Origin of the sequence: Stenotrophomonas sp. 1337, from assembly GCF_031455455.1 — a bacterium.
Lineage (GTDB): Bacteria > Pseudomonadota > Gammaproteobacteria > Xanthomonadales > Xanthomonadaceae > Stenotrophomonas > Stenotrophomonas indicatrix.
Window position 1 is genome coordinate 1 of record NZ_JAVDSR010000023.1, and the last position, 25,759, is coordinate 25,759.

The window sequence follows — 25,759 nt, forward strand, 5'->3', positions numbered from 1 at the left end:
GTTGCGGGGGACGCCGTAAACCCGTCCTTGGGGGCTTGGCCGCGGCATCCATGCCGCGGACACCCCCGCAACCGGACCCACCCCGCCTTCGACAGGTTCCGCGATCGGTTGGAATGGCGTTGCCTGCTCTTGGTGGGTGTCGACCTTGGTCGACACGCAGATCTACGTCATGCGTTGATGAATGCTTGTCGATTGAAAATCGCTCAACCGATCTCGTACAGCTCCAGCGGCAGGTCGTCGGGGTCGGCGAAGAAGGTGAAGCGGCGGCCGGTGTATTCGTCCACGCGGATCGGTTCGCATTCGACGCCGTGGCGGGCCAGGCGTTCGATGAAGGGTTCCAGCGCGGCTACCCGGAACGCGAGATGGCGCAGGCCCTGGGCTTCGGGGCGGCTGGGCCGTGCGGGGGGCGAGGGGAAGGAGAACAGTTCCAGCTGGCCGCCATCGGGCAGGGCCAGGTCCAGTTTCCACGAGTCGCGTGCTGCGCGGTGGTTCTCGGCCAGTATGCGCAGGCCCAGCACGCGCACGTAGAAGTCTTTCGAGCGGGCGTAGTCGCTGCAGATCAGTGCGGCATGGTGGATGCCCAGCAGGCCGGTGGTCGTGGTGGTCATTGCAGGGTGTCCAGCCAGCGCTGGGCGATCTTCAGCGCCAGCGGATAGGGTTCGGGGGCGTTGCGGTTGCTCAGCACGATGACTGTCAGGTGCTTGTCCGGGTAGCGCAGGATCACGTTGCGGAAGCCGATGCTCTCGCCGCTGTGCCAGTGCATGCGGCCGTTCAGGCGCCAGCCGAAGCCGTAGTGCGGTACGTCCGCTTCGGTGGTGGCGGTGGCCGGGCTGAACATGGCCTTGCGTGATGCGGCCGACAGCAGGCGGTCGTCGTACAGGGCCGCGTCCCAGTGGGCGAGGTCGTCCAGCGAGGAGTAGATGCCACCATCGCCGAGCACGGCGCTGGTGGTGCTCTGGTCGGTGCGTTGCCAACGTCCGTCAACTTCGCTGTAGCCATAGGTCCGCTGCGCGACCTGGTCGACCCCGTCCTGGTGGGCGACGGTATGCGCCATGCCCAGCGGCTGGAAAATGCGCTGCTGCAGGAAGCTGGCAAAGTCGCTGCCGGCGGCGCGGCCGACGATCAGCGCCAGCAGTGCGTAGCCGCTGTTGCTGTAGCGGTACCGGCTGCCGGGTGCGAAGGCGAGTCGATCTTCGCGGGCCAACAGCGCCAGCACATCGGTGTCGTGCACCTGCCGGGTGTCGGCAGGGTCCATCAGGTCTTCGTAGTCCAGCAGGCCGCTGGTGTGCGACAGCAATTGGCGCAGGGTGATGCCGGCAGCAGCGGGCGGCAGTTCCGGCAGCCAGCGCCGCGCGGGCTGGTCCAGCGCCAGGCGACCGTCCTCGACCAGCAACAGCACCGCCGCAGCGGTGAACTGCTTGCTGACCGAGGCCAGGCGGAAGTTGCTGGCCGGCGTGACTGCGCTGCCATCTTCAACCACGGCCAGGCCGTAGCCGCGACGGAACACCGGCTGCCCGTCGTGCAGCACCAGCACCGCTGCGCCCGGCACCTGGCCGTCGTAGGCTTGCATCAGTCCATCGATGCCTGCATCCGGAGGTGCCAGCGGTGCCGCTGCCAACGCTATCGACGGCAGCAGAGCGAGAACCGTGGCACACAGCAGGGCGGCAGGGCGCATGGCAGCTCCGTGGCGGTCAGGGCGCAGGCGCAGGCGTTGCAGCGGCCGGCTGCGCCAGCCAGCGTTCGATCTTGTGGTCCAGTACATCCAGCGGCATCGAACCGTCCTTCAGCACTTCGGCATGGAAGCGGCGCAGGTCGAACGCAGCGCCCTGGCGCGCCTTGGCCTTGTCGCGCAGGGCGATGATCGTGGTCAGGCCGGCGACGTTGGACAGCGCCTGGCCAGGCTGGGCCATGATCCGTTCCACTTCCGCGTTGGCATCGTCAGCGCTCATGTCCACGGTTTTCTGCAGATAGGTCACGGCCTGCTGCTTGCTCCAGCCCTGCGCATGCACGCCGGTATCGGCGACCACGCGCGCGGCGCGCAGCAGTCGCGAATACAGATAGCCGATGCGGTCGTACGGATCGGTGTACGCGCCGAGCTCGTCGCCCAGGGTTTCCGCGTACAGGCCCCAGCCTTCGACGAAGGCGAGGTCACCGCCGAGGCGGCGGAAGCGCGGCAGCTTGGTCAGTTCCTGCTGCAGCCCCAGCTGCACATGGTGGCCGGGAATGGCTTCGTGCAGGTACTGCACCGGCACGTTCCAGCGCTTGCGGCTGGGCAGGTCGCGGGTGTTGACGAACAGCACGCCGGGTTGTCCCGGCGGCGACGGCTGGTAGGAGGCTGCGGCGGCGGTCATGGCACGCTCCGGTTCCACTGCACGGATCTGCAGCGGCGCCTTCGGCAGGGTGTCCAGTACCTGCGGCAGGCGTGCATCGACCTGCTGCTGCACCTGCCGGTAACGGTTGAGCAGCGCGTTGGCATCGCTGTACTGGAACTGGCGGTCGTTGCGCATGCTGCGCAGCAGCTTGGCCTGCGAACTGCGCAGCTTGCCGTCGCGCATCACCGTGGTGATCTGCGCCTGCAGCTCCTGCACACGCTGCTCGCCCAGCGCATGCAGCTGCGCGGCGGTCTGCTGGCTGGCGGTGGTCTGCACGATCAGGTTGGCGTACCAGGCCTGGCCGTCGGGAAGTGCGCCAAGGCCGCTGCTGCTGCGCGTGGCAGGCAGGTATTCGGTGGCGATGAAGCCACGCAGGGCGCGGTAGGCCGGCATGATGCGCAGTTCGATCATGCGCTTGTACTCGGCGCTGATGCGCGCCTTGTCCTCGGCGGAGATGGACTCGGGCATGGTCCGGATCGGCGACCAGAAGATGCTCTCTTCGGCGGTCGGCTTGATCACCGCGTCCAGCTGCGGCAGCACCTTTTCCATCAGGTCGCGCGGCTGCACCACGCCGGCCTTCATGCCCTGGCGCATGTTGTCGATGGCCTGCTCGAACAGGTCGGGGATGCCCAGCGAGCGTCGCGACCAGGTGTCGTAGTCCTTGGCCGTATTGAACGGCTGTGCGCCAGCACCGGCGCCGAGGATGGCCATGATGCTGCCGACGTTGTAGTACTGGCTGATCGGCATCATCCAGCTCGGATAACGTTCGGCGGCCAGCGAAGCGCGGGCATCACGCACGAAGATCTCGTAGCTGAGCAGGTCCTGCCCCTGCAGGCCGTCGCTGCCGATCTTCTCGACCTTGCCCAGCCATTCGGTGGTGAAGTCGTGCGATTGCTGGCGCCACGCGGCAGAAAGGATGTTGGGCAGCTGGTCGTTGTAGCGCGGCTCGCCCTGGAAGGTGGCCTGCAGCGGGTTCAATCGCATGGAGGCATCCCAGTATTCGTCGTACAGCCGCTCCAGCTGCACCTGCTTGGGCACCGCACGGGCAGGGGCGACCGGGCGCGGCGCGGCGCGGCGCGCCGAACTGCCGCGGGCGGGCGTGGTGGCACGTGTGCCGGCGCGGGCCTTCGGCTTGGCCGCCTGGCGGGTCTGCGCGGCGGCGGGGCGGCTGCCCTTCTTCTTCGCTGCTTCGGCCGGCGGAACGGCGCTGAACAGGAACAACGCGGCGATGGCGGCGGCCAGGACGCGGGGGGAATACGGCATCAAGAAGCTTCCGTGGAACACAGACCGTGGAGCTTGCACGATCCGCGCGCGTACGGCCAGCGTGGGGGCGCAGTCAGCTTGCGCGTCGCTGGGGCTTCAGTCAGCCGCGGCCGCAGCGCGCAGGTCGGCGGCGCGGTGTTCGCCCAGATAGCGGGTGATTGCTCGCCGCATCAGGTACAGCAACGGAATCAGGGCGATCGCAAAGCCCATCTTGTAGACGTAGTTGACGCTGCTCACTGCCAGGAACAGCGATGTCGGCCAGTGCTGCGGGCCGAGCACGAAGGCGATCCAGATCACCACGAAGCTGTCCACCAGCTGCGAGACCGCAGTGGAACCCGTGGCACGCAGCCATACATGGCGCTCGCCGGTTGCCTGGCGGATGCGGTGGAACACCGCCACGTCGATCAACTGGCCGAACAGGAACGCCACCAGCGAACCGGCGATGGTCCACATGCCCTGTCCGAACACCGCCGCGAACGCGGCCTGGTAATCGGGCACGCCGTGGGCATCCATCGAGGTTACCCACCAGCTGGCCGGTGCCAGCGAGATCGCCGCGAAGGCGAACAGGAAACCGTAGGCGATCAGCACCACCGCCAGCCACGAGATGAAACGCACCCCGCGCTTGCCGAAGAATTCGTTGATGGTGTCGGTCATGATGAACACCACCGGCCACAGCAGCGTGCCGGCGGTGAAGCTCAACGAGCCGGTCTGGCCGAACAGGTTCCAGTTCAGCGGGTCGATGCCGAGGGTGTCTTCCAGGGCGAAGATCTTCACCCCGATCAGTTCGGCCAGCACCGCGTTGCCGCAGAAGAACGCAGCCAGCACGATGAACAGCAGGACCGCGCGGTCCTGCAGCGGGCGCGCGTGCGACGCCTCGCTCATTCGGAACGATCGCCGGCGCGGGTGAACGGAACGCTGGCTGGTGCCACTGCACCGCCGGAAATGATGAAGCTCATCGCCTGGTCCACCGTCCAGTCGGTCGGGGTGAGCAGTTCGACAGGCACGATCTCCAGATAGCCGGAGGTCGGGTTCGGCGTGGTCGGCACATAGACGGCCGCCAGTTCGCGGTCGGTGCCCTGTTCCTTGATGACCCGGGTGACCAGGCCCACCGACTTCATGTCGCGGTGCGGGAAGTCGATCAACACCACGCGCTGGGTACTGCCCGGTTCGGTCTGCAGCATGTCCAGCAGCTTCTTGGCGCTGTCATAGATGATGCTGGCCAGCGGAATGCGCTTGATGACCGCGCCGACCCAGCGCAGCAGGCGCTGGCCGACCACGCGGCGGCTGGCCACGCCAACCGCCAGGATCACCAGCAGGGTGGCCAGCAGGGCAATGGTGTTCTGGATCCATTCGGCGCGGACCCAGCCGAGGTAATGCGGGAAGCTGGTCGCGATCTGTTCGGACAGCGGCACCACCAGCGGGCTGGAGATGCCCGACAGCAGCACGAACACGAATTTGACCACCACCCAGGTCAGCCAGATCGGCAACAGGGTCAGCAGGCCGGTCAGGAACAGGCGCTGCAGGGAGGGACGGGGAACCAGGGCGGGGGCATCGAGCGACATGCGCGCATTGTAGCGGTCGCGGCCGCTCGTTTACGCTGCCCGTTGGCGGCGCTGGCCATGCAGGGAAGGGATGCTGTGTTGAGGATGCTGCGGTGGTTGGGTTGGGCAATGCTGGGTCTGCTGGTGATCGCCATCGCGGCATGGCTGCTGTCGAGGTTCTGGCCGTTGTCGGCCGCCCAGCGGGAGGATGTCCGCCTGCTTGAAGCCGCGCATCGCAGCGAGGGCAGGAACGGCTTCGCCCTGCTGTGGACGCTGCCCTTCGATGGGCTGGACCTGGCCCAGCGTGAGGCGGCATTGGCCGAAGATCTGCAGCGCTGGCAGACGGCGCCCACGCACACGTCGCAAGCGTCGGTGCTGGCCGCCAGGCACGCACCATTGAATCCGGGCCGCTCAGGTCGTTGTGCAGTCGGGCCGGTCGGCTGCCTGGCACAGGTACGCGCTGATCCGCAGCGCTTCGCTGACGCCCACACTGGGCATGCCGGCCTGCATGAGCGACTGGCCCGGATGGCGGACTACGATCGCTTCGATTCCCCGTTCAGGCCCAGCGGAAGCGAGCTGCTGCCTCTGCCGGCCTACGCGCCGCTGCTGGATGGGGCTAGTGCACAGGCATTGGCCTATCTGCAGGGCGATGTTGCCGGTGCCATCGAGGGCAGCTGCAGCGCGGTGCGGTTTGGTCGGCGGATGATGCGGACCGGCAGCACGCTGGTGGACAGCATGATGGGCGCCGCCGTGGTGCGGACCCATGCCGCACTGCTTGGCGAGATGCTGGTCGAGCAATCGCCGGATTACGCGCTGCCCGTCCCCTGCGAGGCGGCGCTGCAGCCACTGGACGCGAACGAACAGAGCCTGTGCCAGGCAATGCAGGGCGAGTTCGCGATGAACAAGGCGGCGGTGGAAGCGTCCACGCAGACAGCAGGCAGCCGTCTGCTGCTGGATCGCGACCACACCCTGGCCCGGATCGCCGGCAATTTCGGCTGGGCATGCCGGCCTGCTGCAGCCACGGCGCTGGCGGCCGACGTCCCGCTCCCTGTGTCGCCACCACTCGGATGGGATGTGCGCTGCATGGCCAACCCGTTGGGATGCACATTGAGTGCCATCGCCGGGCCGTCCTATGCGCCGTACGCGGCGCGCAGCCAGGACACGGCGGCGATGATCCGCCTGCTCGGCGCGCAGCGCTGGCTGCGGCTACAGCCCGGGCCCGCCGACGAGGCGCTGGCGCGGTTGCCGGCGCAATGGCGTTCGCACGCCCGCACGCCCGAGGTGTCTGCCGATGGCCGCTACCTGCAGCTGCTGCGGCGCGGACCTGCGCGCGAAGGCGAAGGCCCGCATCTGTCGATGCCGTTGCGGGCGGATTGACCCGCGCTCAGCCGCCGTCGCCGAGCGGATTGAACGCCCAGCCATCACCGACGCTGTCCAGCGTCCAGTGCTTGCGGTCACGCAGGGTCTGCCAGCGCACCTGTTCCTTGTCGTCCTGCATGCTGCCTTCGGTCAGCTTCACCTTGCCGGTGGAGTAGTTCACGCTGAGGCCCTCGGTCTGCCCGGAATTGCGCATCATCGTGTCGCGGTCGTAGCCGATCAGCGCGAAGTTGCCTTCCTGCCAGCGGAACGTGAACGTGGTGGTGCCCATCGACCAGCTGCCCGCGCTGGAGAACGAGTACAACCCAACCCGCAGTGCGCCGCGCTGGATCGACACGCCGGTGCCTTCGGCCAGCGCATCGCTGAGCACGGGCGAGTCCGGCCGTGGAATGAGCGTGTGGTTCTGCGCGGCCAGCACGTAACCGGACGGTCGCGCGAAGGCGATGGCGAGGATGCGCGGGTTGCTGTCATACGGCGAAGGGCCAAACCCATCGTGTTCGATGATGTTGCGCGGGTCCTGCTGGCGCAGCACCAGCGCGAGGTCTGCGCGCCCGTCCTGGTCGAGGTCGCCTTCGATCCTGTATTCCAGCGTCCAGCCGGCAGGTACGAAACCCTCGGCCGTGGCGGCGTGCGCGGGCACGGCGGGATAGCGCACCGGCGGCACGTCCAGTGCAGTGGCGGCGAAGGGCAGGGCGGTCAGTGCCGCAGCAAGGAAGAAAAGGCGCATTGCAGCCTCCATGGCAGGGCTGCAGAGGATAGCCGGGCGTCAGCCGGCCCGCTTTACCGTGCGTGTGGCTTCAGGCGCACATAGACCTGCTTGCGTACCTGCGCGACCACCTCGCCGGCTTCGTCGACCACGTCGTTGCTGAACCAGCGCAGCACTTTTTCGCCACCAGCCGCCGCCGTGCGCAGTTCATCCAGCAGTGCATCGTCGATGCGGAAAGACGTGCGCACCGTTCCACGACCGGGCTTGAGGAAATCGATCGCACCGGCGCGATCCCAGACGTAATAGTCGCGGCCCAGGGTGTGCATCAGGCCCAGCATCCAGAACGGATCGGTCATCGCAAACAGGCTGCCACCGAAGTGGGTGCCGACGTAGTTGCGGTTCCAGGGGCGCAGGCGCAGTTCCACGTCGATCTGCCGGTAGTCCGGGGTGATCCGGGCGACATGGATGCCGGTGAACAGGAATGGTGGCCACAGGTTGATGCCGAAGCGGAACGTGCTGGCTTTCATGCGGGAACCGGGCAGGGGACGGGGCGCCCAGTCTAACCATTCGCATGCGTATGTTGTAGCCCGCAGCGCCCCGACAGGCCTGCCGGGCGTTACGGTCCGGGCGTGCCGCCGTCGATCACGTAGCCGTCGCGGCCATTGTCCTTGGCCCGGTACAGCGCGTTGTCGGCGCCTTCGACGAAATGATGCGGTTGCAGGTCGCCGTCAGGCACACGGGTGTAGACGCCGATGGTCAGGGTGACGCCTGTGTCGCTGCCATCGCCGGGCGGCGGCAGGGCGCGGATGCAGGAGATCAGGTCTTCGATCACCTGCCGCGCGCCTTCAACCGGGGTGTCGGGCAACACCAGTGCGAACTCGTCGCCGCCGTAGCGGGCAGCCATGTCACGGGGGCGCCGGGCATGCGCCTGGATCAGGCGGGCCACTTCGCACAGCACGCGATCGCCGACCTGGTGGCCATGACGATCGTTGTGGTGCTTGAAGTGGTCGACGTCGATCAGGGCCAGGGTCAGTGGCTTGCCACTGCGGCGTGCCGCATCGCATTCCTGTTGCAGCGACTGTTCGAAGCGCAGGCGGTTGCCCAGTCCGGTCAGCGCATCACGGTTGGCCTGGCGGTGCCAGGAGGCGATGCGCCAGGTCGCCCACGCCGTCAGCACGAGCACGACGCCGAGCAGAGCGCTGGCCGGCGCCCACCAGAGGCTGCCGGTGCGCAGCAGCAGCCAGCTCAGCAGCGGCGCGGCCGGCAGCGAGCACAGCGCAACTACCCAGGGCAAGCGCAGCCCGAGCAGCAGCACGCACATGGCCACCAGCAGGCCGGCCAGGGCGTCCTGCCAGGCGCGGGGCAACACGTTGATCTGCTTGTCCTGAAGCAGCATCGAGGCGATGTTGGCCTGGTACTCGCTGCCGCTCATCCAGTATTCGCGGGTGGTGGGTGTCAACAGGCGGAGGGCGATGCCGCTGGCCGTCATGCCCACCACGATGCGCCTGCCACGCAGCATCGAGGCATCCACGCGCCCTTCCAGCACATCGGCGTAGGACACCTGCGGCAAGCGTTCCGGTGGCCCGGCATAACGCACGCGCACGTAATCATTGCGGCGCCATTGATAGGGCGAGTCCAGCGCCGGGTCGGGATCGGGCAGGCCCTGTGCGCGTTGCGGCGGCAGGCCGGTCAACGCCAGGCCGAGTGCCGGCCAGTGCGCCTGGCCGATGCCGGCGTGCAGGTAGGCCCCGCGGGCGACACCATCGCCGTCGACTTCAACGTCGCTGTGGCCGATGGCGGCAGCGCTGGCGGCAATCAGCGGGATCGGCAGCATCTCCTCGGCCATGCGGTCGCCGGCGGCCGGCGCGGCCAGCACCGGCAGTACCACACGGCCGTTGCGACGGATCGCCGCTGCCAGCTCGGCATCCTGGCGCGCATCGCGACGGTCGGGCTCGGACAGCATGAGGTCCAGCGCGACGCGCTCGGCACCGGCGTCGGTCAAGCGGTCCAGCAGGCGGGCATGCATCGAGCGCGGCCACGGCCACTGGCCCAACCGCTGCAGGCTGCCTTCGTCGATGGCCACGATCAGCACGCTGGGGTCGGGGCGGTAATCCCAGCTGCCGACCATCAGGTCGTACGCGCTTTCGTCCTGCCGCCACAGCCACTGGCCATGGCTGACCACCGCCGTCGCTACACCCGCCAGCAGGGCCAGCAGGATCCGTCGCGACCACGGCAGCGGCGAGCGCCTCACAGCAACAGCCACAGCAGCAGGGCACCACCGCTGGCGCCGTAGCACAGGCGACACGGCAGCTTGACCTGCTGGGCGGGCGAGAACGGGCCAGCATGGCCGTCGTCATCGATGTACTGCACGCGGATGTGCAGCGTGCCGCGCCACGGGCGCTTGAAACTGACCTGCGGTTGGTCGACGGTGGTATCGAGCAGCGGCGCGCTGAAGTCGCCGCGGCGATCGACCTGCACGCGGTAGCGCTGCCCTTCGCTTCCCGCCTGCCAGCGCAGGGTCAGCTCGCCATCGACGGCTTCGGGCGGCTGCAGTGCCGGGTCCACCGGTTCATCGGTCAGTTGCAGCGTCACTGCCTGGCCGTAGCGACCCTGGTGGCCCTGGTCATCACGCGAAGCGACCCGCCAGTAGTACTGGCCGGGAGGCAGCGGCTGGCCCAGGCGCAGGTCGGTGCCGCCGGTGCTCTGCTCGCGCAGCGGCTGCAGGAACTGCGGCTCGTCGGCCACCTGCAGCACGCTGCTGCTGGCACCGGGCGCCTGGCTCCAGTGGAAGCGGGGACGGTCGCTGTTGACCGCCTGTCCCTGCAGCGGGGAAATGGTCAGCGGCGGTGGCGGCTGGTCGTCGAGGACGAAATCCTCGCTGGCATCCAGGCCTTCCACACCCTGTGCATCCACCGCCCGCAGCAGCAGGCGCAGCGTTCCTGGCGGCAGCTCGCCGATCAGCAGCCGGGTGTCGGCGGTGTCGGCGGCAAACAACAGGATTTCCGGGGTGGCGGCCTGCACCACTTCGACCCGGTAGTGATCGGCGCCGGTCACCGGCTCCCACGCGAGCTGGGCCGGCAGGGCTCCCAGGCGGGTCGCATCGGCACGCAGGCGCGGTGCCGGCAGCAAACCGGAAACCGCTTCGGGCGCCGTTCCGCTGCCGGCGCTGCGGCTGGCCTGGCCGGGGTGCACCAGACGCTGGCCATGCGGGTTGCCGACCTGCACTTTGCCTTCCAGTACTTCGGTGGCACCGGCATGGGCATCATCGCCGGCGCTGACCCGGAACACGGTGCCGCGCACGCTGCTGGTGGCCGTAGGGGCATCGATGATGTAGCGCGAGGCGGGCCCGCGCGCAGGGGTGACCCGGTTGCTGGCGCGCCCCTGCTGCAGGCGCAGGCGGGTATCGACCATGCCGGTGCGGCCATAGCGGCTGAGCTGGTCCAGGCGCAGGCGTGAGTATTCGCGCAGCTGCAGGCGCGACGCATCGGCGAACTCAAGGGTGATGCTGGAATCGGCCTTGGTCTGGATCGCGTCACCGATGTGCAGCTGTTCGCCTGCGCGCACGGCGCGGCTGCTGCTGCCATCGGCCGCGCTCAGTTCAACCTGCCCACGCACGGCCAGTACCCGCGCCGGGGCGGGCTCAACGCGCAGCCAGCCGATCGGGAAGCGCAGCAGTTCACCCGGCGGCAGCCGGTACGGGTTGTCGATGCGGTTGTGCTGCTGCAGCTGCTGCCAGCCGATGCTGGGCTTGAGGTAGGCCGCGCCGAGATCCCACAGGGTATCGCCGGGGCGGACCCGGTAGTTCCAGTCCTGCGCGCCGGCGAGCGCCGGCCACAGGCAGAGGGCACACAGCAGTGTGCGCAGGAAATACTTGATGAAAGACGACGAGCGGCCAACGGTCACGGATAGCTGTCCCGGCAAAGCGGGGGCGCAGCAGCAAGACCCCATGGCCCCGACCTCATCCCCCCGAACGGATCGTGGCGGCCCTGGGGGCCACCATCGCGGGCATTATTGCCCGCGTTCAGTGCAGGGATTCTGAACGATGCCGGTGCCGTTCAGAACAGCAGGGAGGCCATCCGGCGCCGCGAACGGCCGACCAGGTCTTCATCGGCGATGACGTTGAACGCATCGATCAGGGCCTTGCGCGGCAGTCCTTCCTGGAAACTGCGGTCGATCCGCAGCATCTCGAGGAACTGTTCCAGCGCAGCTTCGTCCTCGCCGGCCAGCAGCAGCTGCACACCCCGCAGGTGGCGTGCCTGCAGATCCTTGCCGTCGGCAGCGATGCGCGCATCCAGCTCCTCGGCGGGCGGGGCATCCTTCAGCGCGGCGGCGAAGGAGAGCCGGGCGCGGCCACGCACGGCGCGGTCGTCGGTGGCCAGGTTGGCGGGCAGGGCATCGATCAGGGTGCCGGCCTCGTCCACGCCGCCGACCTGCAGCAGGGCCAGGGCCAGGTCGAGCTTCAGCTCATCCTTGTCCGGCTCGGCGGCGATCTGCGCGCGCAGCACGTCCACCTGTGCCTGCGGGTCCAGCGGCGCTTCGTCCTCGGCGATGGTGTCGCCGACGTCAGCCGGCACAACGCCATGCTGGGCCAGGAATTCACGCAGCTGGCCTTCCGGCAGGGCGCCGGGGAAGCCGTCCACCAGCTGTCCACCCTTGACCAGGAACACGGTGGGCACCGAACGGATCTGGAAGGCCGCCGCGATCTGCTGTTCCTTGTCCACGTCGACCTTGGCCAGCTCGAACGCGCCGTTGTATTCGCCGGCCAGCTTCTCCAGCATCGGGCCGAGGGTCTTGCACGGCTCGCACCAGGTCGCCCAGAAATCCACCAGGACCGGCGTCTGCAGCGACTTCTGCAGCACTTCCGCCTCGAAGGTGGCAGTGGTGGCATCGAATACGTAGGTCGTCTCGGTCATGGGGCATCGTTCGGCATCTGGAGACCGATTCTATGGTGACGAACCTTGCCGGTCTCAACCCTGCGGTCACGCCCCCCATGAAATCGCGGACGGCTTGGCGCAGGTGCCGGCTGCCGTGACAATGGCCTGATGTTCTCCTGAAGAGTGGCTGCAATGTCCGTGGTTCGGCTGGATCGTTGGGTAGGCATGCTCGCCGCAGCCCTGTTCGTGCTGTCGGTGGCCGGCTTCGGTGCGGCCCTGCCGGACTATTCGCAGGCGATGCATCCGGTGACCTGGCTGGGCGCGCACGGCATCCCCCATGCGCTGGGCTTCAACCTGCTGGGCCTGGTGCTGCCGGGTGCACTGGCGGTGGTCGTGGCCGAGCGCCTGCGCCGGCAGCTGCCGGTGGACGCCGCCTGGACGGCACGCGTGGGCAGCCAGATGCTGCTGCTGGCCGGTCTCGCCTTCATCGCGATGGGCCTGCTGCCGCTGGATTTCGAAGACCAGATGGGCATGCAGGGCCCTGCCAGCAAGCTGCACGCCAGCGTGTGGATGGTCTGGGCACTGGCCTTTGTCGCCGGCAGCGTGATGCTGGGCGCGGCGCGGCTGCGGCATTCCGGCGGGCGCAGGCTGGGCCTGCTGACGCTGGCCTGCGGAATCGGTGCCGGTCTGCTGGCGTTCGGCCTGCCGGGGGTGCTGCCGGCGGCGCTGGCGCAGCGGTTGGCCTTTGCCTGCTGGGCGCTCTGGCTGGCCCTGGCCCTGCCTCTGTCGCGCGGGCGCTGAGACGCTTCCCGCAGCCACGCCGCGCGCCGGTCCGGCAGGCAGGATTGGAGCCATTTGCCGCACTGCGGTACGCTGTACCGCTTTGCCGCCGCAACCGCGTGTTACATGACCAGCGTCGAACCCAACGTTTACGATCCGCAGCAGGTTGAATCCGCCGCCCAGCAGTACTGGGATGCTACCCGTGCCTTCGAGGTCGATGAAGCCTCGGACAAGCCGAAGTACTACTGCCTGTCGATGCTTCCGTATCCGTCCGGTGCGCTGCACATGGGCCACGTGCGCAACTACACGATCGGCGACGTGATCAGCCGCTACAAGCGCATGACCGGCCACAACGTCCTGCAGCCGATGGGCTGGGACGCGTTCGGCCTGCCGGCGGAAAACGCCGCGATCAAGAACAAGACCGCGCCGGCCGCCTGGACCTACAAGAACATCGACCACATGCGCAGCCAGCTGAAGTCGCTGGGCTATGCCATCGACTGGTCGCGCGAGTTCGCCACCTGCCGCCCGGACTATTACGTCCACGAGCAGCGCATGTTCACCCGCCTGATGCGCAAGGGCCTGGCCTACCGCCGCAACGCGGTGGTGAACTGGGACCCGGTCGACCAGACCGTGCTGGCCAACGAACAGGTCATCGACGGCCGTGGCTGGCGCTCCGGCGCGTTGGTGGAAAAGCGTGAGATCCCGCAGTGGTTCCTGCGCATCACCGACTACGCCCAGGAACTGCTGGACGGCCTGGATGAACTGGACGGCTGGCCGGACTCGGTCAAGACCATGCAGCGCAACTGGATCGGTCGTTCCGAAGGCCTGGAAATCCAGTTCGATGTGCGCGACGTCGATGGCGCCGCACTGGATCCGCTGCGCGTGTTCACCACCCGCCCGGATACCGTGATGGGCGTGACCTTCGTGTCGATCGCCGGCGAACACCCGCTGGCGCTGCATGCTGCGAAGAACAATCCGGAACTGGCTGCGCTGCTGTCGGAAATGAAGCAGGGCGGCGTGTCCGAGGCCGAGCTGGAGACCCAGGAAAAGCGCGGCATGGATACCGGCCTGCGCGCCGTGCATCCGGTTACTGGTGCCCAGGTGCCGGTGTGGGTCGCCAACTTCGTGCTGATGGGCTATGGCACCGGCGCGGTGATGGCCGTGCCGGGCCACGACCAGCGCGACAATGAATTCGCCAACAAGTACAACCTGCCGATCCGCCAGGTCATCGCGCTGAAGTCGCTGCGCAAGGACGAGAGCGCCTACGACGCGACGCGCTGGCAGGACTGGTACGGCGACAAGACCCGCGAGACCGAACTGGTCAACTCCGACGAGTTCGACGGCCTGGACTTCCAGGGCGCCTTCGAAGCGCTGGCCGAGCGTTTCGAGCGCAAGGCCCAGGGCCAGCGCCGGGTGAACTACCGTCTGCGCGACTGGGGCGTGAGCCGCCAGCGCTACTGGGGTTGCCCGATCCCGGTGATCTACTGCGACAAGTGTGGCGCGGTGCCGGTGCCGGAAGACCAGTTGCCGGTGGTGCTGCCTGAAGACGTCAACTTCGTCGGCACCGGTTCGCCGATCAAGGCCGATCCGGAATGGCGCAAGACCACCTGCCCGGACTGCGGCGGCGCGGCCGAGCGTGAGACCGACACCTTCGACACCTTCATGGAGTCGAGCTGGTACTACGCCCGCTACACCTCGCCGGGCGCCCGCGATGCGGTCGACAAGCGTGGCAACTACTGGCTGCCGGTGGACCAGTACATCGGTGGCATCGAGCACGCGATCCTGCACCTGATGTATTTCCGCTTCTACCACAAGCTGCTGCGCGACGCGCGGATGGTGGACAGCAACGAGCCGGCGCGGAACCTGCTGTGCCAGGGCATGGTGATCGCCGAGACCTACTATCGCCCGAACCCGGACGGCTCGAAGGACTGGATCAACCCGGCCGATGTGGAAGTGCAGCGCGACGAGCGCGGCCGCATCACCGGCGCCACCCTGATCGCCGACGGTCAGCCGGTGGTGGTCGGTGGTACCGAGAAGATGTCCAAGTCGAAGAACAACGGCGTGGACCCGCAGGCGATGGTCGGCAAGTACGGTGCCGACACCGTGCGCCTGTTCTCGATGTTCGCGGCACCGCCGGAACAGTCGCTGGAATGGAACGAAGCCGGCGTGGACGGCATGGCCCGTTTCCTGCGCCGCCTGTGGGCACAGGTGCAGAAGCACGCTGCCGACGGTGCCGCACCGGCGCTCGACGCGGCTGCACTGGATGCCAGCCAGAAGGCCCTGCGCCGCAAGACCCACGAGACCATCGGCAAGGTCGGTGACGACTACGGCCGCCGCCACAGCTTCAACACCGCCATTGCCGCGGTGATGGAGCTGATGAACGCGCTGGCCAAGTTCGAGGACGGCAGCGAGCAGGGGCGCGCCGTGCGCCAGGAAGCGCTGCAGGCCATCGTGCTGCTGCTCAACCCGATCACCCCGCACGCCAGCCACGCCCTGTGGCAGGTGCTGGGCCATGGCGAAACGCTGCTGGAAGACCAGCCGTTCCCGCAGGCCGACAGCAGTGCGCTGGTTCGCGACGCGCTGACCCTGGCCGTGCAGGTCAATGGCAAGCTGCGCGGCACGATCGAGGTCGCCGCCGATGCCGCGCGCGAACAGGTTGAAGCGCTGGCGCTGGCCGAGCCGAACGCGGCCAAGTTCCTGGAAGGCCTGACGGTGCGCAAGATCATCATCGTCCCCGGCAAGATCGTGAACATCGTCGCTGCCTGATGTACCTGGCACCGGCCGCCATCGTGGCGGTCGGTGCGTTGTCGCCACGCCGGGCACGCCCGGCCGATGGCCCTGCGTTCACGCGGCCTCGGGCACCCTGTCTGTTGCCGTGATCGCCCGGCTCCGCCAGACTGTCTCCATGACCCGAATCCTGCTTGCCCTCGTTCTCGTCCTCGGCCTCGCCGGCTGCGGTTTCCACCTGCGCAACAAGCTGATGCTGCCGACCGACACGGCGCCGGTGAAGGTGGTCTCCACCGCGCCCTACAGCGAGTTGGTCAAGCTGTTGAACCGCAGCCTGCTGGCATCCGGTGCGCGCTTGGCCGATGAGGACAGCGAGGGCCCCAATGCCCAGCTGCAGGTGCTGTCCGAACGCTGGGGCGACCTGCCCATCGCGATCGACTCGCAGGGCCGCGCGCAGGAATACAGCCTGCGCTATGCGGTGATCTTCATCTTCCGCCGCGAAGATGGCAGCGAACTGGTGCCGCAGCAGGTGATCGAACTGTCGCGCGACTACGTGTCGCCGCCGACCGACGCCACCGGTACCACCACCGAGCGCGAGATCCTGGCCGATGAACTGCGCCGGGAAATGTCGGCCTCGATCATCCGCCGCATCGACAGCGTGGTCCGCGCCGAACTGGAAAAGGGCGGCAGCCTGTCGGCGCCGAAACCGGTCGAGCACGATCCGGTCGAGCCCGCACCCGCCGTCCAGCACTGAGCCGGGCGCCTGATGGAACTGCGACCGGAACAGCTGGCCGGGCAGGGCGCTGACACGGCGCTGGCGCCGGTCTACCTGATCGCCGGTCCGGAAACGCTGCGTGTGCTGGAGGCAGCTGATGCCGTGCGTGCCCGTGCACGTGCGGCCGGCATCGACGAGCGCGAAGTGTTCGATGCCGATGGCCGTGATTTCGACTGGAACCAGCTCGACGCCAGCTTCAATGCCCCCAGCCTGTTCAGTGCCCGCCGCCTGGTGGAAGTGCGCCTGCCCAGCGGCAAGCCGGGCAAGGACGGCGGTGAGGTGATCAGCCGGTTCTGCGCCAACCCGGCGCCGGACGTGATCCTGATGATCACCGCCAACGAATGGAGCAAGGCCCACCAGGGCAAATGGGCCGAGGCGGTGAACCGCGTCGGCGTGCTGTCGGTGGCCTGGGCCATCAAGCCGCATGAGCTGTCGGACTGGATCGAACGGCGCCTGCGCAGCAGGGGCCTGCGCGCCGAACCGGCGGCCGTGCAGCGCTTGGCCGAACGCGTGGAAGGCAACCTGCTGGCGGCTGCGCAGGAGATCGACAAGCTCGTATTGCTGGCCGACGGCCAGACCCTGGACGTGGAACGGATGGAATCGCTGGTGGCCGATGCTGCCCGCTACGACGTGTTCCGGCTGGTGGAAGCCACCTTCTCCGGCCAGCCCCAGGCGGTACTGAGGATGCTGGCCGGGTTGCGCGGCGAAGGCGAGGCCGTGGCCGCGCTGATGCCGATCGTGATCCGCGAGCTGTTGGCCGGTGCCGGCCTGGCACGGGTACAGGCACGTGGCGGCAATCTGGCGGCGGAGATGAAATCCCGGGGTATCTGGGAATCGCGGCAGGCGCCCTACAAGCGCGCGCTGCAGCGGCACCCGGAAGGCAAGCGCTGGGAGCGTTTCGTGGCCGAAGCAGGGCTGGTTGACCGCATCGCCAAGGGCCGCGCAGACGGCGATGCCTGGCTTGCACTTGAGCGCCTGCTGGTGGCGGTGGCCGAAGCGCGTGCGGTGCGGCTGCTCGCCCGGGCCTGATCCATGAGCCTGCGGATCTATTACGGGGGCACCTTCGACCCGGTGCATCTGGGCCATCTGGCAATCGCGCGCGCCGCGCGCGATGAACTGCAGGTGGCGGTGCGCATGCTGCCTGCCGCCGACCCGCCGCATCGCGCGGTACCGGGCGCGACCGCCGAGCAACGCTGCACCATGCTCGGCCTGGCCATCGGCGATGAGCCGGGCCTGCTGCTGGACCGTCATGAGCTGGATCGGGCCGAGCGCTTCCCTGGCCGACCTTCCTATACCGTCGATACCCTGCGCGAACTGCGGGCCGAACTGGGCCCCAGCCGCCCGCTGGCGTGGCTGGTGGGGGCCGACAGCCTGCTGGGCCTGCCCAGCTGGCACGAGTGGCAGGCGCTGTTCGGTCTGGCCCATTTCATCGTTGCCGAGCGGCCCGGCAGCCCGCTGCGGGCCAGTGTCGACGGCGCGCTGGGTCAGGCCACCGAGGGGCGCTGGGCCGACAACGAGCAGGCCCTGTTCACCAGCCCGGCCGGCCGCATCCTGCGCCTGCACCACCCGCTGCGGGTGGAATCGGCCAGTGCCGTGCGCGCCCAGATCGCCGCGGGCGGTCCCTGGCGGGCCATGCTGGCACCGGCGGTGGCCGACTACGTTTCTGGCCATGGCCTGTACCGCCCCGCCACCTCGTGAATACGGTTGCCGCGCTGTGCCCGTATAATCGCCCCCACGTTTATCGAGTCGACCCGCTTTGAGCAACCAGACCCAGCCCCAGACCATCAAGGTCGATCTGCCCAGCCCGCCGCCCTCCGTGCCGGAACTGCTGGCCAGCGTCCGTCAAGCCACCGAAGACCTGAAGGCCAAGGACCCGGTCGAGATCGACGTACGCGGCAAGTCCAGCGTCGCCGACTACATGGTGGTCGTATCGGGTACTTCGACCCGCCATGTGAAGTCCATCGCCGACGAAGTCGTGCGCTTCGCCAAGAACATCGACGTCATGCCGCTGGGTGTTGAAGGCGAGCGTGAAGCCGAATGGGTGCTGGTCGACCTGGGCGACGTCATCGTGCACGTGATGCTGCCGCGCGTGCGCGAGTTCTACGCGCTCGAGCGCCTGTGGACCGTTGGCGACCAGCCGCCGTCCTACGACGATGACGAAGTGGCCTGAGCCATTCTTTGATGCAGTTTTCGACGGCGCCGATGGCGCCGTCGACGTTTTGGAGGAATGTTGATGAAAGCTCGCCTGATCGCCACCGGCGAACGCGCGCCCAGTTGGGTGGCGCAGGGGTTCGCCGAGTACCAGAAGCGGCTCTCGCACTGGCTGCCGTTCGAGCTGGTGGAGATCGAGCCCGGCCTGCGTGGCAAAGGGCGCGACGCACGTCGCGCCACCGAGGACGAGGGCAAGCGGGTGATCGCTGCGTTGCCGAAGAATGCCTATGTCGTTGCACTGGACGTACCGGGCCGCCAGCTCAGTTCCGAACAGCTGGCGCAGCGCCTGGAGCACTGGCGTGGACAGGGCAGGGACCTGGCGTTCCTGATCGGTGGCCCGGAAGGGCATTCGCCGGAAGTGTCTGCGCTGGCCGACGAAAAGTGGTCGATCGGCCCGCTGACGCTGCCGCACATGCTGGTGCGGCTGGTGGTGGCCGAGCAGTTGTATCGCGCTGCTGCGATGTTGGCCAATCACCCCTACCATCGCGCGTGAAGAGTCGTTATACTGGCGGTCTGCCCGAATAGCTCAGCCGGTTAGAGCACTTGACTGTTAATCAGGGGGTCGTTGGTTCGAGTCCAACTTCGGGCGCCACATTCAAGAGGCCTGCATCGCAAGATGCAGGCCTTTTTTGTTGTGTCGCGCCGTGCAGTCGCGTGCGGCGGTGGATCCACGCCATGCGTGGATGCATCGCGCGCGATCTTTCGAGCGGACTCGACTCTACACTGCAGGTCCATCACGTGGATGTTGACGATGCGCGCTCGCTTTGCATTTCGTCTGCTGATGGTCCTGCTGCCATTTACCACATCGGCCGCCGCGCCTGCTACCTGGCACCCGCCAGCCGGTACCACCGAACTCCCTCTGTGGCCGGATGGGAAGGTGATGGCACCGCCGAAGCTGAAAGGCCGCGAGCAGGTCAGCGAAACCGTGTCCAAGGCCAGTGGCGAGCGCTGGATGATGCTGCAGAACGTGGCCGTGCCCACGCTCACCGTGTTCCCGGCGAAAGGCTCGCCCAACGGCACGGCAGTGATGGTGATACCGGGTGGTGGCTACAACGTGCTGGCGATCGACCTGGAAGGCAGCGAGATCTGCGATTGGCTGACCGCGCAGGGCGTCACCTGCGCACTGCTGAAGTATCGCGTACCGGCCTCGGGGCCGAACTGGGACCGCGAATGCAACTGCCGCGACATTCCGGCCGTGCCGATGGCCTTGCAGGATGCGCAGCGGGCAATGGGCCTGCTGCGTGCGCAGGCCGCGCGCTGGAAGATCGATCCACAACGGTTGGGCGTGATCGGCTTCTCGGCCGGCGGCCATGTGGTGGCCGGGTTGAGCACGAATGCGCAGCGCAGCTATGCACCGTTGGATGCGGCCGATGTGCAGTCCAGCCGGCCGGATTTCGCGATGCTGCTGTATCCAGGGCATCTCTGGGTACGCAAGGATGATTCGCTGGAAAAAGACATCGTGGTCGATGCAAAGGCGCCGCCGACGTTCATCGTACAGGCTGCCGATGACCCGACGGACGATGTCCGTCATGCATTGGTCTATCACCGCGCACTGATCGGGGCCGGCGTGCCGGTTGAAATGCATCTGTTCGCGCACGGCGGCCACGCGTTCGGCCTGCGCCTGAAAGATGCGCCGGTGTCGGCATGGCCCAGCCTGGCAGAACGCTGGATGCATGACATCGGCATGCTGACGAAGCACTAGCGTCGGGCGTGGCTCGGCCTTACAAGGTCAGCGCGCCACGGGCGAACGCCACCAGCGTAGCGATCGCCACCATCAGGATCGCGCCGAACAGCACCCATTCCCAGCGCGTGAACACCCGCTCGCCGCGCTGGCGTCGGGTCAACGCGTACAGCACTACGCCCGGCACATACAGCAGTACCGACAGCAGCAGGTTGTCCAGGCCACCGGCATACACCAGCCACAACGCATAGGCGCTGGCCAGCAGCGCGACGATGAAGTCGCGCCAGCGGGCGCCGGCCGCGCTGGCGTAGGCCTCGCCCTGCCAAGCCAGCTTCACACCGAATGCGCTGGACAGGAAGTACGGCACCAGGCTCATCGACGCCGCCAGCAGCACCAGGCTGGTGTAGCTGCCCGAATTGAACAGCACCAGCAGCAGGAACAACTGGATCAGGCCATTGCTCAACCACAGCGCATTGGCGGGCACGCCGCGCGCGTTCTCGCGGCCGAGAAAGGCCGGCATCGTGCCATCGCCAGCGGCGGCAAACAGCACTTCGGCGCACAGCAGCACCCACGCCAGCAGCGCGCCCAGTACCGAGATGATCGAGCCGATGATGATCACCGTCGCTCCCCATTCGCCAACGATCGCGCGCAGCACATAGGCCATCGAGGGATTGGGCAGGCCCGCCAGCTCGGCCTGCGACAGCACGCCCATCGACAGCAGGCTGACCAGCACCAGCAGCAGCCACACGCCGATGAAGCCGATCACCGTGGCGCGGCCGACATCGGCGCGTCGTGCCGCGCGCCGCGAATAGATGCTGGCACCTTCGATGCCGATGAACACCCACACGGTGACCAGCATCATCCCGCGCAGCTGCTGGCCCATGTCGCCCAGCGCGGGAGCGCCGAAGAAGTCGGCGCGGAAGACGTCCATGCGGAACGCACCGGCCGCCAGGACCAGGAACAGCGCGATCGGCACCAGCTTGGCCACGGTGACCAGGCCATTGATGATCGCCGCGGTACGCAGGCCGCGCAGCACCAGCAGGTGCACGGTCCACAGCAGCACGGACGATGCGGCGATGGCGGCCGGTGTATTGCCTTCGCCGAACACCGGTGCGAAGTGGCCGAGACCGCTGAAGATCAGTACGAAGAAACTGGCGTTGCCGAGTACCGAAGCGACCCAGTAGCCCCACGCGGCGGAGAAACCGATGTAGTTGCCGAAGCCTTCGCGCGCGTACGCATAGATGCCGGTGTCCAGGTCGGGGCGACGATTGGCCAGGGCCTGGAACACGAAGGCAAGCATCAGCATGCCGGCACCGCTCACCGCCCAGCCGATCAGCGCGGCGGCCGGGCCGGCGCTGCGCGCCACGTTCTGCGGCAGCGAGAAGATGCCGGCGCCCACCATCGAACCAACCACCAGCGCGGTCAGTGCGGCCAGGCCAAGGCGTTGAGTGGAGGAGGGCATCGCGCCTGTCGCAGGAGAAGGTGCCCCCATGATGGACGCTGACGCGTGTGTAGAAAAGCAAAGGCCCGGGCGTGAGCCCGGGCCTTTGCGGGTGACGCTGCAGCAGGATTACTTGAAGGTGTACTTGGCGCCGACGGTGAAGTAGCGACCAATGGCACCGCTGAAGTGCAGCGGGTTGTAGTTCACGCCACCGTAGGTGGTCGGATCGAGCGGAGCGATGCGATCAAACACGTTGGCCACCGAGGCGTTCAGCTCGAAGGCTTCGGTGATGTTCCAGCGGCCGGACAGGTCGAAGGTGGTGAACGAGGAGATCTTGGTGACGTCGGTACCGTCGGCATAGGAGAACTGGTACGAGCCGTCCGGACCACGGAAGTCCTTGTTGTCCATCTTCGAGATGTAGTTGGCAACGCCGCTGACGCTCCAGTTGCCCTGCTTCCAGGTGGTGCCGAAGTTGATGCGGTCCTTCGGCGTGCCGATGCAGTTGGTCACGTCGCAGTTGCCGTGGGTACCGGCGTAGTCGACGGTGACGTCAGCGTCGGTGCGCTCGAACTTGAGCACGTGGCTCCACTGCAGGTCCATCTCCAGCTGGCCCGGACCGATGTCGAAGGTCTGGCGGATATCAGTGTCGATACCGCGCACGCGGGTGGAGGCCGCGTTGATGTACGCGGTGTTGACCGCCAGGATGCTGCCGGTGCCGGCAATGCCGTTGATCAGGTCGATGTCACGCAGCACGTTGCCGGCGGCGATGGCATCAGCGGTGGCGCCCTGGGCGATTTCGTTGGTGCGCTTGATCTGCCACGCATCGACGGTCAGCGAGGTGCTGGAGGTCGGCTGCAGCACGATGCCGACCGAGTAGCTCTTGGACTCTTCCGGCTTCAGGTCCTTGTTCGGACGGGTGATGATCGCCACCGGCCGCGAGCTGCAGTTGGTGCCGACATCGGCGGCCGGGCTGGCGGCGCAACGCACCGGATCACGGGCGTTGGAGAAGGCAGCCAGGCCACCGTCACCGTTCTCGGCCGGGTTCGGCGCGCGGAAGCCTTCGGCGTAGCTGGCGCGCAGGGCGATCCAGTCTGCCGGGGTCCACTTCACGCCCAGCTTCGGCGTGGCCTTGCCTTCACCGCTTTCGTACTTGTCGTAGCGCATGGCGGCCGACAGTTCCAACTGCTCCAGCACTGGCGCGGACAGCTCGACGTAGCCGGCATACACGTTCTGGGTGCCGTCATAGGCCGAATAGCCCAGGCCGATGATGTCACCCTGGTCGGTGTAGGTCTGCGGGGTCAGGCTGTTGCTGGTCTTGCGCCACTCGGTACCGAAGGCCAGGCCCAGCGGGCCGCCCTTCAGGTCCATCAGGCTGCGCGAGATGGTGAAGTCGAACATGTCCAGGCTGGACTTGGCGCGTGCGCTGATCTGCGGCGAGATGTAGTCGTACAGCGCCTGAGAGTTGAGGTTGGCGTTGTCGCCGATGCGCCACACGCCGCCGGCGCAGTTCGGGTTGCCCAACGCACACTGCACAGCGCTGTAACGCAGGAAGCCGGTGCGCTTGTTGGTCAGGTCGGTGCCCGAGTGCAGGTAGGCGGTGTCGTAGCTCCAGTCACCCCAGTTGCCCTTCACGCCCACCAGCAAGCGGTTGAACTCGTTGGTGTTGTTGGTCACGCGCGGACCGACATCCCATGCCGAATAGCGCAGGCGCGAGGCCTGGCCCTGGATCGGGTTGTCCGGGTGGGTCGGCGACAGCACCACAGCACCCGGACCGCTGCTGGCATTGCGCGGACCTTCCGGGTAGCCCCAGCTGCCGGACACGCCGGACGGGGTGTTGCTGAAGGTGGTTTCCTTCTTCGAGTAGCCGATCTCGGTGTAGACCTCGCCGCCTTCGCCGAAGGCGAAACTGGCACGGCCGAACACGTTGACGTACTTCTCTTCAGGGGTGAGGTCGCGGTACTGCTGGTTCGGATCCCACAGGCAGCCCTGGGCAGCCACTGAAGCGTCGGTCTGGCCACCGATGGTGGTCAGGCCCTGGCAACCCGGCAGCGGAACCAGCTGCGCGGAGGTGCCCGGCGGAACGCGGTCGTCGAACACCGAGCCGTTCGGACCGACACCGCCGCTGGTGCGGTTATTGAGGTAGGCGCCACCCAGGAACTGGGCATTGTTGCCATAGCCCCACGGACGGATGTCGCCGGTGCCGATCCACTTGCGGTTCTTGCGGTCGCTGATCTTGATCGCGTCGGTCTTGCCGACATCCAGGCTGAAGAACGCATTCCAGCCATCGGTGGCCAGATCGCCGGTACCGGCGGTCAGGGTGGCCTTTTTGGCATTGCCGTCGCCATCACCGGAGGTGCCGTAGGAGGCACGCAGGATGCCGCCCTGGAAGTCGCTGCGCAGGATGATGTTGACCACGCCGGCGATGGCATCGGAGCCATAGATCGCCGAGGCGCCATCCTTCAGCACTTCCACGCGCTCGACGGCGTCGAGGGGAATGGTGCTGAGGTCGGTGAACACCTTCTGGCCGTCATCGGCCAGGCCATAGGTCGCCATGCGGCGGCCGTTCAACAGCACCAGCGTGGAGCCGGCACCGAGGCCGCGCAGCGAAATGCCTGCGCCACCACCGGCGAAGCCGTTGCCGAAGGTCTTCGGGATCGAACCGGAACCGTCAGCGGTCAGGGTCTGCAGGTACTCGGCCACCGTGGTCTTGCCGGTGCGATCGATTTCCTGGCGGGTCACCACCTGCACCGGCGACGGTGTTTCAGTGTTGGTGCGCGGGATGTTCGAACCGGTGACGGTGATCCGGTCAAGGTTGGTGGCCTGTTCCTGCGCGAATGCAGAAGAGGAAGCCACGGCCCCGGCGAGCAGCAGGGCGCCGCCGGTGAGGATATGGGTGATGGACGTTGCCAGGTGGTTGCGGCGGCGGCTGGCGGGCCGTTGGATCGGGTGTTTCACAGCTTCTCTCCTGACTGGAAAACTCGAGCATTGAGGGCTGTCTCCGGTGTGTCCCGGGACGCGTCAATCTAGGTTTCCGGCAGGTGACGGAGGTGTGAAGTTTTACTAAATTCGTAACGGTTTTCCAACGAAGTTCAAATAACCGGGCAGATTGGCCCTGCTCCGGCCCATTCACCGTTGTGACCGGCCCGGCGTGCGGCCGGGCCGGTCCGTGGCTCAGTCGGGCAGGGAGAACTGCACGGGCACCATGCCGATGGCGGGAACGGCCATGCCATCACGCTCGGCCGGCACGAAACGCCAGTGGCGCAGCACCTGCTGGCGGGCGGCCTGGTCCAGGCTGCGCGAGCCGCTGCTGCGTTCGATGCTGACGTTCACCGGCTGGCCACTGGGGTCCACTTCCACCCGCAGCAGCACCGTGCCCTGTTCGTGATTGCGCAGGGCCTGGATCGGGTAGCTGGGCGGCGGGTTGCTGCGGTACTGCAGCTGGGCGCCGGCCAGCGGCGTGGACGGGGCAATGGTCGGCGCAGCCTGCACCGCGGTCGGCTCGGCCGCCGGCAGGATGATGCCCTGGGCCTCCTCGACGGTCGCGGTGGGCGTCGGCAGCGGTGCGGGCACCGGCGTGGCCTGCCGCTTGTGCACCACCTCCACCTTTTCAGGCTCGGTCGGCACCGGCAGCGGCTCGATCGGCTTGGGCTCTTCCCTGGGAATGAACCGTACCGTGGTCTGATCGCGCGGCAGCGCGGTGATGGCCTGGTAGGTCGCCGGGATCAGCAACAACAGGAACGCGAGCAGATGCAGGGCGATGGCCGCACTCCAGGCGGCAACGCGGGCGGGATCGAAGTGCAGGGGTACTACGGGATACGTACGAACCATGGTCCACCTCCATGCCAGTGTCGAAGTCCTCAACGCACCAGGGCCGCCATCGGGGTTGCCGCACGCGGCTGGCAGTCAATCATTAGCGCGCCGCCTCCACCACTGCCTAGAGGCAGGGGCGGCAGCGTTGAGCTGCCCTTCATGTAACGCTGCCGGCGCGGCGGCGGTGGAAACGAAAACGGC

22 protein-coding genes and 1 tRNA gene are annotated in these 25,759 nt (G+C 67.5%); 10 read left to right on the forward strand and 13 right to left on the reverse strand.

All coding sequences use genetic code 11. The features are described from left to right. Nucleotides 1-203 precede the first annotated feature (203 nt). The 5 genes from J2X70_RS20060 to J2X70_RS20080 all read right to left on the reverse strand — a co-directional run bounded on the left by J2X70_RS20060 (nt 204) and on the right by J2X70_RS20080 (nt 5,197). Nucleotides 204-608: a VOC family protein gene (locus J2X70_RS20060; protein WP_080148315.1), complete on the reverse strand. Its 405-nt coding sequence runs from the start codon at nt 606-608 to the stop codon at nt 204-206. After that, entirely contained in the window at nt 605-1,675 is a 1,071-nt protein-coding gene (locus J2X70_RS20065) for a serine hydrolase domain-containing protein (protein ID WP_309911859.1), read from the reverse strand. The genes J2X70_RS20060 and J2X70_RS20065 overlap by 4 nt, the downstream gene beginning before the upstream one ends. Before the next feature lie 16 nt (nt 1,676-1,691). Beyond that, the gene (locus J2X70_RS20070; protein WP_032975066.1) at nt 1,692-3,635 is read right to left on the reverse strand and encodes a DUF885 family protein; all 1,944 of its coding nucleotides are present in this window, start codon (nt 3,633-3,635) and stop codon (nt 1,692-1,694) included. A gap of 96 nt (nt 3,636-3,731) precedes the next feature. Beyond that, a complete protein-coding gene (locus J2X70_RS20075; RefSeq protein WP_025879090.1) occupies nt 3,732-4,517 on the reverse strand; it encodes a queuosine precursor transporter in 786 nt (261 codons plus the stop codon). After that, nucleotides 4,514-5,197, reverse strand: coding sequence for a DUF502 domain-containing protein (locus J2X70_RS20080; protein WP_032975065.1), 684 nt, complete (start codon nt 5,195-5,197; stop codon nt 4,514-4,516). The genes J2X70_RS20075 and J2X70_RS20080 overlap by 4 nt, the downstream gene beginning before the upstream one ends. 108 nt (nt 5,198-5,305) lie before the next feature. Here J2X70_RS20080 and J2X70_RS20085 point away from each other — a divergent pair, with 108 nt between their 5' ends. Then, entirely contained in the window at nt 5,306-6,553 is a 1,248-nt protein-coding gene (locus J2X70_RS20085; RefSeq protein ID WP_309911861.1) for a hypothetical protein, read from the forward strand. A 7-nt stretch (nt 6,554-6,560) separates the two neighbouring features. Here the strand turns inward: J2X70_RS20085 and J2X70_RS20090 are convergent, their stop codons facing one another. The 5 genes from J2X70_RS20090 to trxA form a co-directional block, all read right to left on the reverse strand. Next, nucleotides 6,561-7,280, reverse strand: coding sequence for a hypothetical protein (locus J2X70_RS20090; RefSeq protein ID WP_033831708.1), 720 nt, complete (start codon nt 7,278-7,280; stop codon nt 6,561-6,563). Between the two features lie 53 nt (nt 7,281-7,333). Then, nucleotides 7,334-7,786 carry a DUF4442 domain-containing protein gene (locus J2X70_RS20095; protein WP_025879093.1) on the reverse strand — a complete coding sequence of 151 codons (453 nt, stop codon included), beginning with the start codon at nt 7,784-7,786 and terminating at the stop codon, nt 7,334-7,336. 89 nt (nt 7,787-7,875) lie between these two features. After that, nucleotides 7,876-9,510 carry a CHASE2 domain-containing protein gene (locus tag J2X70_RS20100; RefSeq protein ID WP_033831706.1) on the reverse strand — a complete coding sequence of 545 codons (1,635 nt, stop codon included), beginning with the start codon at nt 9,508-9,510 and terminating at the stop codon, nt 7,876-7,878. Then, complete coding sequence (locus tag J2X70_RS20105; protein WP_218787810.1) at nt 9,507-11,207, reverse strand: FecR domain-containing protein; 1,701 nt, start codon at nt 11,205-11,207, stop codon at nt 9,507-9,509. Before J2X70_RS20105 ends, J2X70_RS20100 begins: the two co-directional genes overlap by 4 nt. Nucleotides 11,208-11,314: 107 nt before the next feature. Further along, a complete protein-coding gene (gene trxA / locus J2X70_RS20110) occupies nt 11,315-12,172 on the reverse strand; it encodes a thioredoxin (RefSeq protein WP_134832905.1) in 858 nt (285 codons plus the stop codon). A gap of 153 nt (nt 12,173-12,325) precedes the next feature. Between trxA and J2X70_RS20115 the strand changes: the two genes are divergently transcribed. The 9 genes from J2X70_RS20115 (at nt 12,326) to J2X70_RS20155 (ending at nt 20,328) form a co-directional block, all read left to right on the forward strand. Continuing rightward, entirely contained in the window at nt 12,326-12,934 is a 609-nt protein-coding gene (locus J2X70_RS20115; protein ID WP_033831703.1) for a DUF998 domain-containing protein, read from the forward strand. Nucleotides 12,935-13,039: 105 nt separating this feature from the next. Further along, nucleotides 13,040-15,679 (forward strand): leucine--tRNA ligase, encoded by a 2,640-nt coding sequence (gene leuS / locus J2X70_RS20120; protein WP_025879299.1) that lies wholly within the window; start codon nt 13,040-13,042, stop codon nt 15,677-15,679. A gap of 139 nt (nt 15,680-15,818) precedes the next feature. After that, nucleotides 15,819-16,394 (forward strand): LPS assembly lipoprotein LptE, encoded by a 576-nt coding sequence (lptE, locus tag J2X70_RS20125; RefSeq protein WP_033831702.1) that lies wholly within the window; start codon nt 15,819-15,821, stop codon nt 16,392-16,394. Between the two features lie 12 nt (nt 16,395-16,406). Beyond that, entirely contained in the window at nt 16,407-17,444 is a 1,038-nt protein-coding gene (gene holA, locus J2X70_RS20130; protein ID WP_059064761.1) for a DNA polymerase III subunit delta, read from the forward strand. Between the two features lie 3 nt (nt 17,445-17,447). Next, nucleotides 17,448-18,113: a nicotinate-nucleotide adenylyltransferase gene (nadD, locus tag J2X70_RS20135; protein ID WP_025879296.1), complete on the forward strand. Its 666-nt coding sequence runs from the start codon at nt 17,448-17,450 to the stop codon at nt 18,111-18,113. Nucleotides 18,114-18,171: 58 nt separating this feature from the next. Next, nucleotides 18,172-18,585, forward strand: coding sequence for a ribosome silencing factor (rsfS, locus tag J2X70_RS20140; RefSeq protein ID WP_025879295.1), 414 nt, complete (start codon nt 18,172-18,174; stop codon nt 18,583-18,585). A 63-nt stretch (nt 18,586-18,648) separates the two neighbouring features. Next, nucleotides 18,649-19,119 carry a 23S rRNA (pseudouridine(1915)-N(3))-methyltransferase RlmH gene (rlmH, locus tag J2X70_RS20145; protein WP_025879294.1) on the forward strand — a complete coding sequence of 157 codons (471 nt, stop codon included), beginning with the start codon at nt 18,649-18,651 and terminating at the stop codon, nt 19,117-19,119. Nucleotides 19,120-19,141: 22 nt separating this feature from the next. After that, nucleotides 19,142-19,218: transfer RNA gene (locus J2X70_RS20150), tRNA-Asn, on the forward strand. A 159-nt stretch (nt 19,219-19,377) separates the two neighbouring features. Further along, the gene (locus J2X70_RS20155) at nt 19,378-20,328 is read left to right on the forward strand and encodes an alpha/beta hydrolase (RefSeq protein WP_309911869.1); all 951 of its coding nucleotides are present in this window, start codon (nt 19,378-19,380) and stop codon (nt 20,326-20,328) included. Between the two features lie 19 nt (nt 20,329-20,347). On the opposite strand, the gene arcD is transcribed toward J2X70_RS20155, so the two are convergent. The 3 genes from arcD to J2X70_RS20170 all read right to left on the reverse strand — a co-directional run bounded on the left by arcD (nt 20,348) and on the right by J2X70_RS20170 (nt 25,576). Beyond that, nucleotides 20,348-21,769 carry an arginine-ornithine antiporter gene (gene arcD, locus J2X70_RS20160; RefSeq protein WP_309911871.1) on the reverse strand — a complete coding sequence of 474 codons (1,422 nt, stop codon included), beginning with the start codon at nt 21,767-21,769 and terminating at the stop codon, nt 20,348-20,350. Between the two features lie 108 nt (nt 21,770-21,877). Next, on the reverse strand, nt 21,878-24,703 hold the full coding sequence (locus J2X70_RS20165; RefSeq protein WP_025879291.1) for a TonB-dependent receptor: 2,826 nt from the start codon (nt 24,701-24,703) through the stop codon (nt 21,878-21,880). 216 nt (nt 24,704-24,919) lie between these two features. After that, complete coding sequence (locus J2X70_RS20170; protein WP_025879290.1) at nt 24,920-25,576, reverse strand: energy transducer TonB; 657 nt, start codon at nt 25,574-25,576, stop codon at nt 24,920-24,922. Between the last annotated feature and the right edge of the window lie 183 nt (nt 25,577-25,759).

What these genes read in the sequence shown, in the direction of transcription:
- J2X70_RS20060 (WP_080148315.1), bottom strand. Translation starts at nt 608, where the DNA reads ATGACCACCACGACCACCGGCCTGCTGGGCATCCACCATGCCGCACTG.
- J2X70_RS20065 (WP_309911859.1), bottom strand. Translation starts at nt 1,675, where the DNA reads ATGCGCCCTGCCGCCCTGCTGTGTGCCACGGTTCTCGCTCTGCTGCCG.
- J2X70_RS20070 (WP_032975066.1), bottom strand. Translation starts at nt 3,635, where the DNA reads ATGCCGTATTCCCCCCGCGTCCTGGCCGCCGCCATCGCCGCGTTGTTC.
- J2X70_RS20075 (WP_025879090.1), bottom strand. Translation starts at nt 4,517, where the DNA reads ATGAGCGAGGCGTCGCACGCGCGCCCGCTGCAGGACCGCGCGGTCCTG.
- J2X70_RS20080 (WP_032975065.1), bottom strand. Translation starts at nt 5,197, where the DNA reads ATGTCGCTCGATGCCCCCGCCCTGGTTCCCCGTCCCTCCCTGCAGCGC.
- J2X70_RS20085 (WP_309911861.1), top strand. Translation starts at nt 5,306, where the DNA reads ATGCTGGGTCTGCTGGTGATCGCCATCGCGGCATGGCTGCTGTCGAGG.
- J2X70_RS20090 (WP_033831708.1), bottom strand. Translation starts at nt 7,280, where the DNA reads ATGCGCCTTTTCTTCCTTGCTGCGGCACTGACCGCCCTGCCCTTCGCC.
- J2X70_RS20095 (WP_025879093.1), bottom strand. Translation starts at nt 7,786, where the DNA reads ATGAAAGCCAGCACGTTCCGCTTCGGCATCAACCTGTGGCCACCATTC.
- J2X70_RS20105 (WP_218787810.1), bottom strand. Translation starts at nt 11,207, where the DNA reads ATGGGGTCTTGCTGCTGCGCCCCCGCTTTGCCGGGACAGCTATCCGTG.
- trxA (WP_134832905.1), bottom strand. Translation starts at nt 12,172, where the DNA reads ATGACCGAGACGACCTACGTATTCGATGCCACCACTGCCACCTTCGAG.
- J2X70_RS20115 (WP_033831703.1), top strand. Translation starts at nt 12,326, where the DNA reads ATGTCCGTGGTTCGGCTGGATCGTTGGGTAGGCATGCTCGCCGCAGCC.
- leuS (WP_025879299.1), top strand. Translation starts at nt 13,040, where the DNA reads ATGACCAGCGTCGAACCCAACGTTTACGATCCGCAGCAGGTTGAATCC.
- lptE (WP_033831702.1), top strand. Translation starts at nt 15,819, where the DNA reads ATGACCCGAATCCTGCTTGCCCTCGTTCTCGTCCTCGGCCTCGCCGGC.
- holA (WP_059064761.1), top strand. Translation starts at nt 16,407, where the DNA reads ATGGAACTGCGACCGGAACAGCTGGCCGGGCAGGGCGCTGACACGGCG.
- nadD (WP_025879296.1), top strand. Translation starts at nt 17,448, where the DNA reads ATGAGCCTGCGGATCTATTACGGGGGCACCTTCGACCCGGTGCATCTG.
- rlmH (WP_025879294.1), top strand. Translation starts at nt 18,649, where the DNA reads ATGAAAGCTCGCCTGATCGCCACCGGCGAACGCGCGCCCAGTTGGGTG.
- J2X70_RS20155 (WP_309911869.1), top strand. Translation starts at nt 19,378, where the DNA reads ATGCGCGCTCGCTTTGCATTTCGTCTGCTGATGGTCCTGCTGCCATTT.
- arcD (WP_309911871.1), bottom strand. Translation starts at nt 21,769, where the DNA reads ATGCCCTCCTCCACTCAACGCCTTGGCCTGGCCGCACTGACCGCGCTG.
- J2X70_RS20170 (WP_025879290.1), bottom strand. Translation starts at nt 25,576, where the DNA reads ATGGTTCGTACGTATCCCGTAGTACCCCTGCACTTCGATCCCGCCCGC.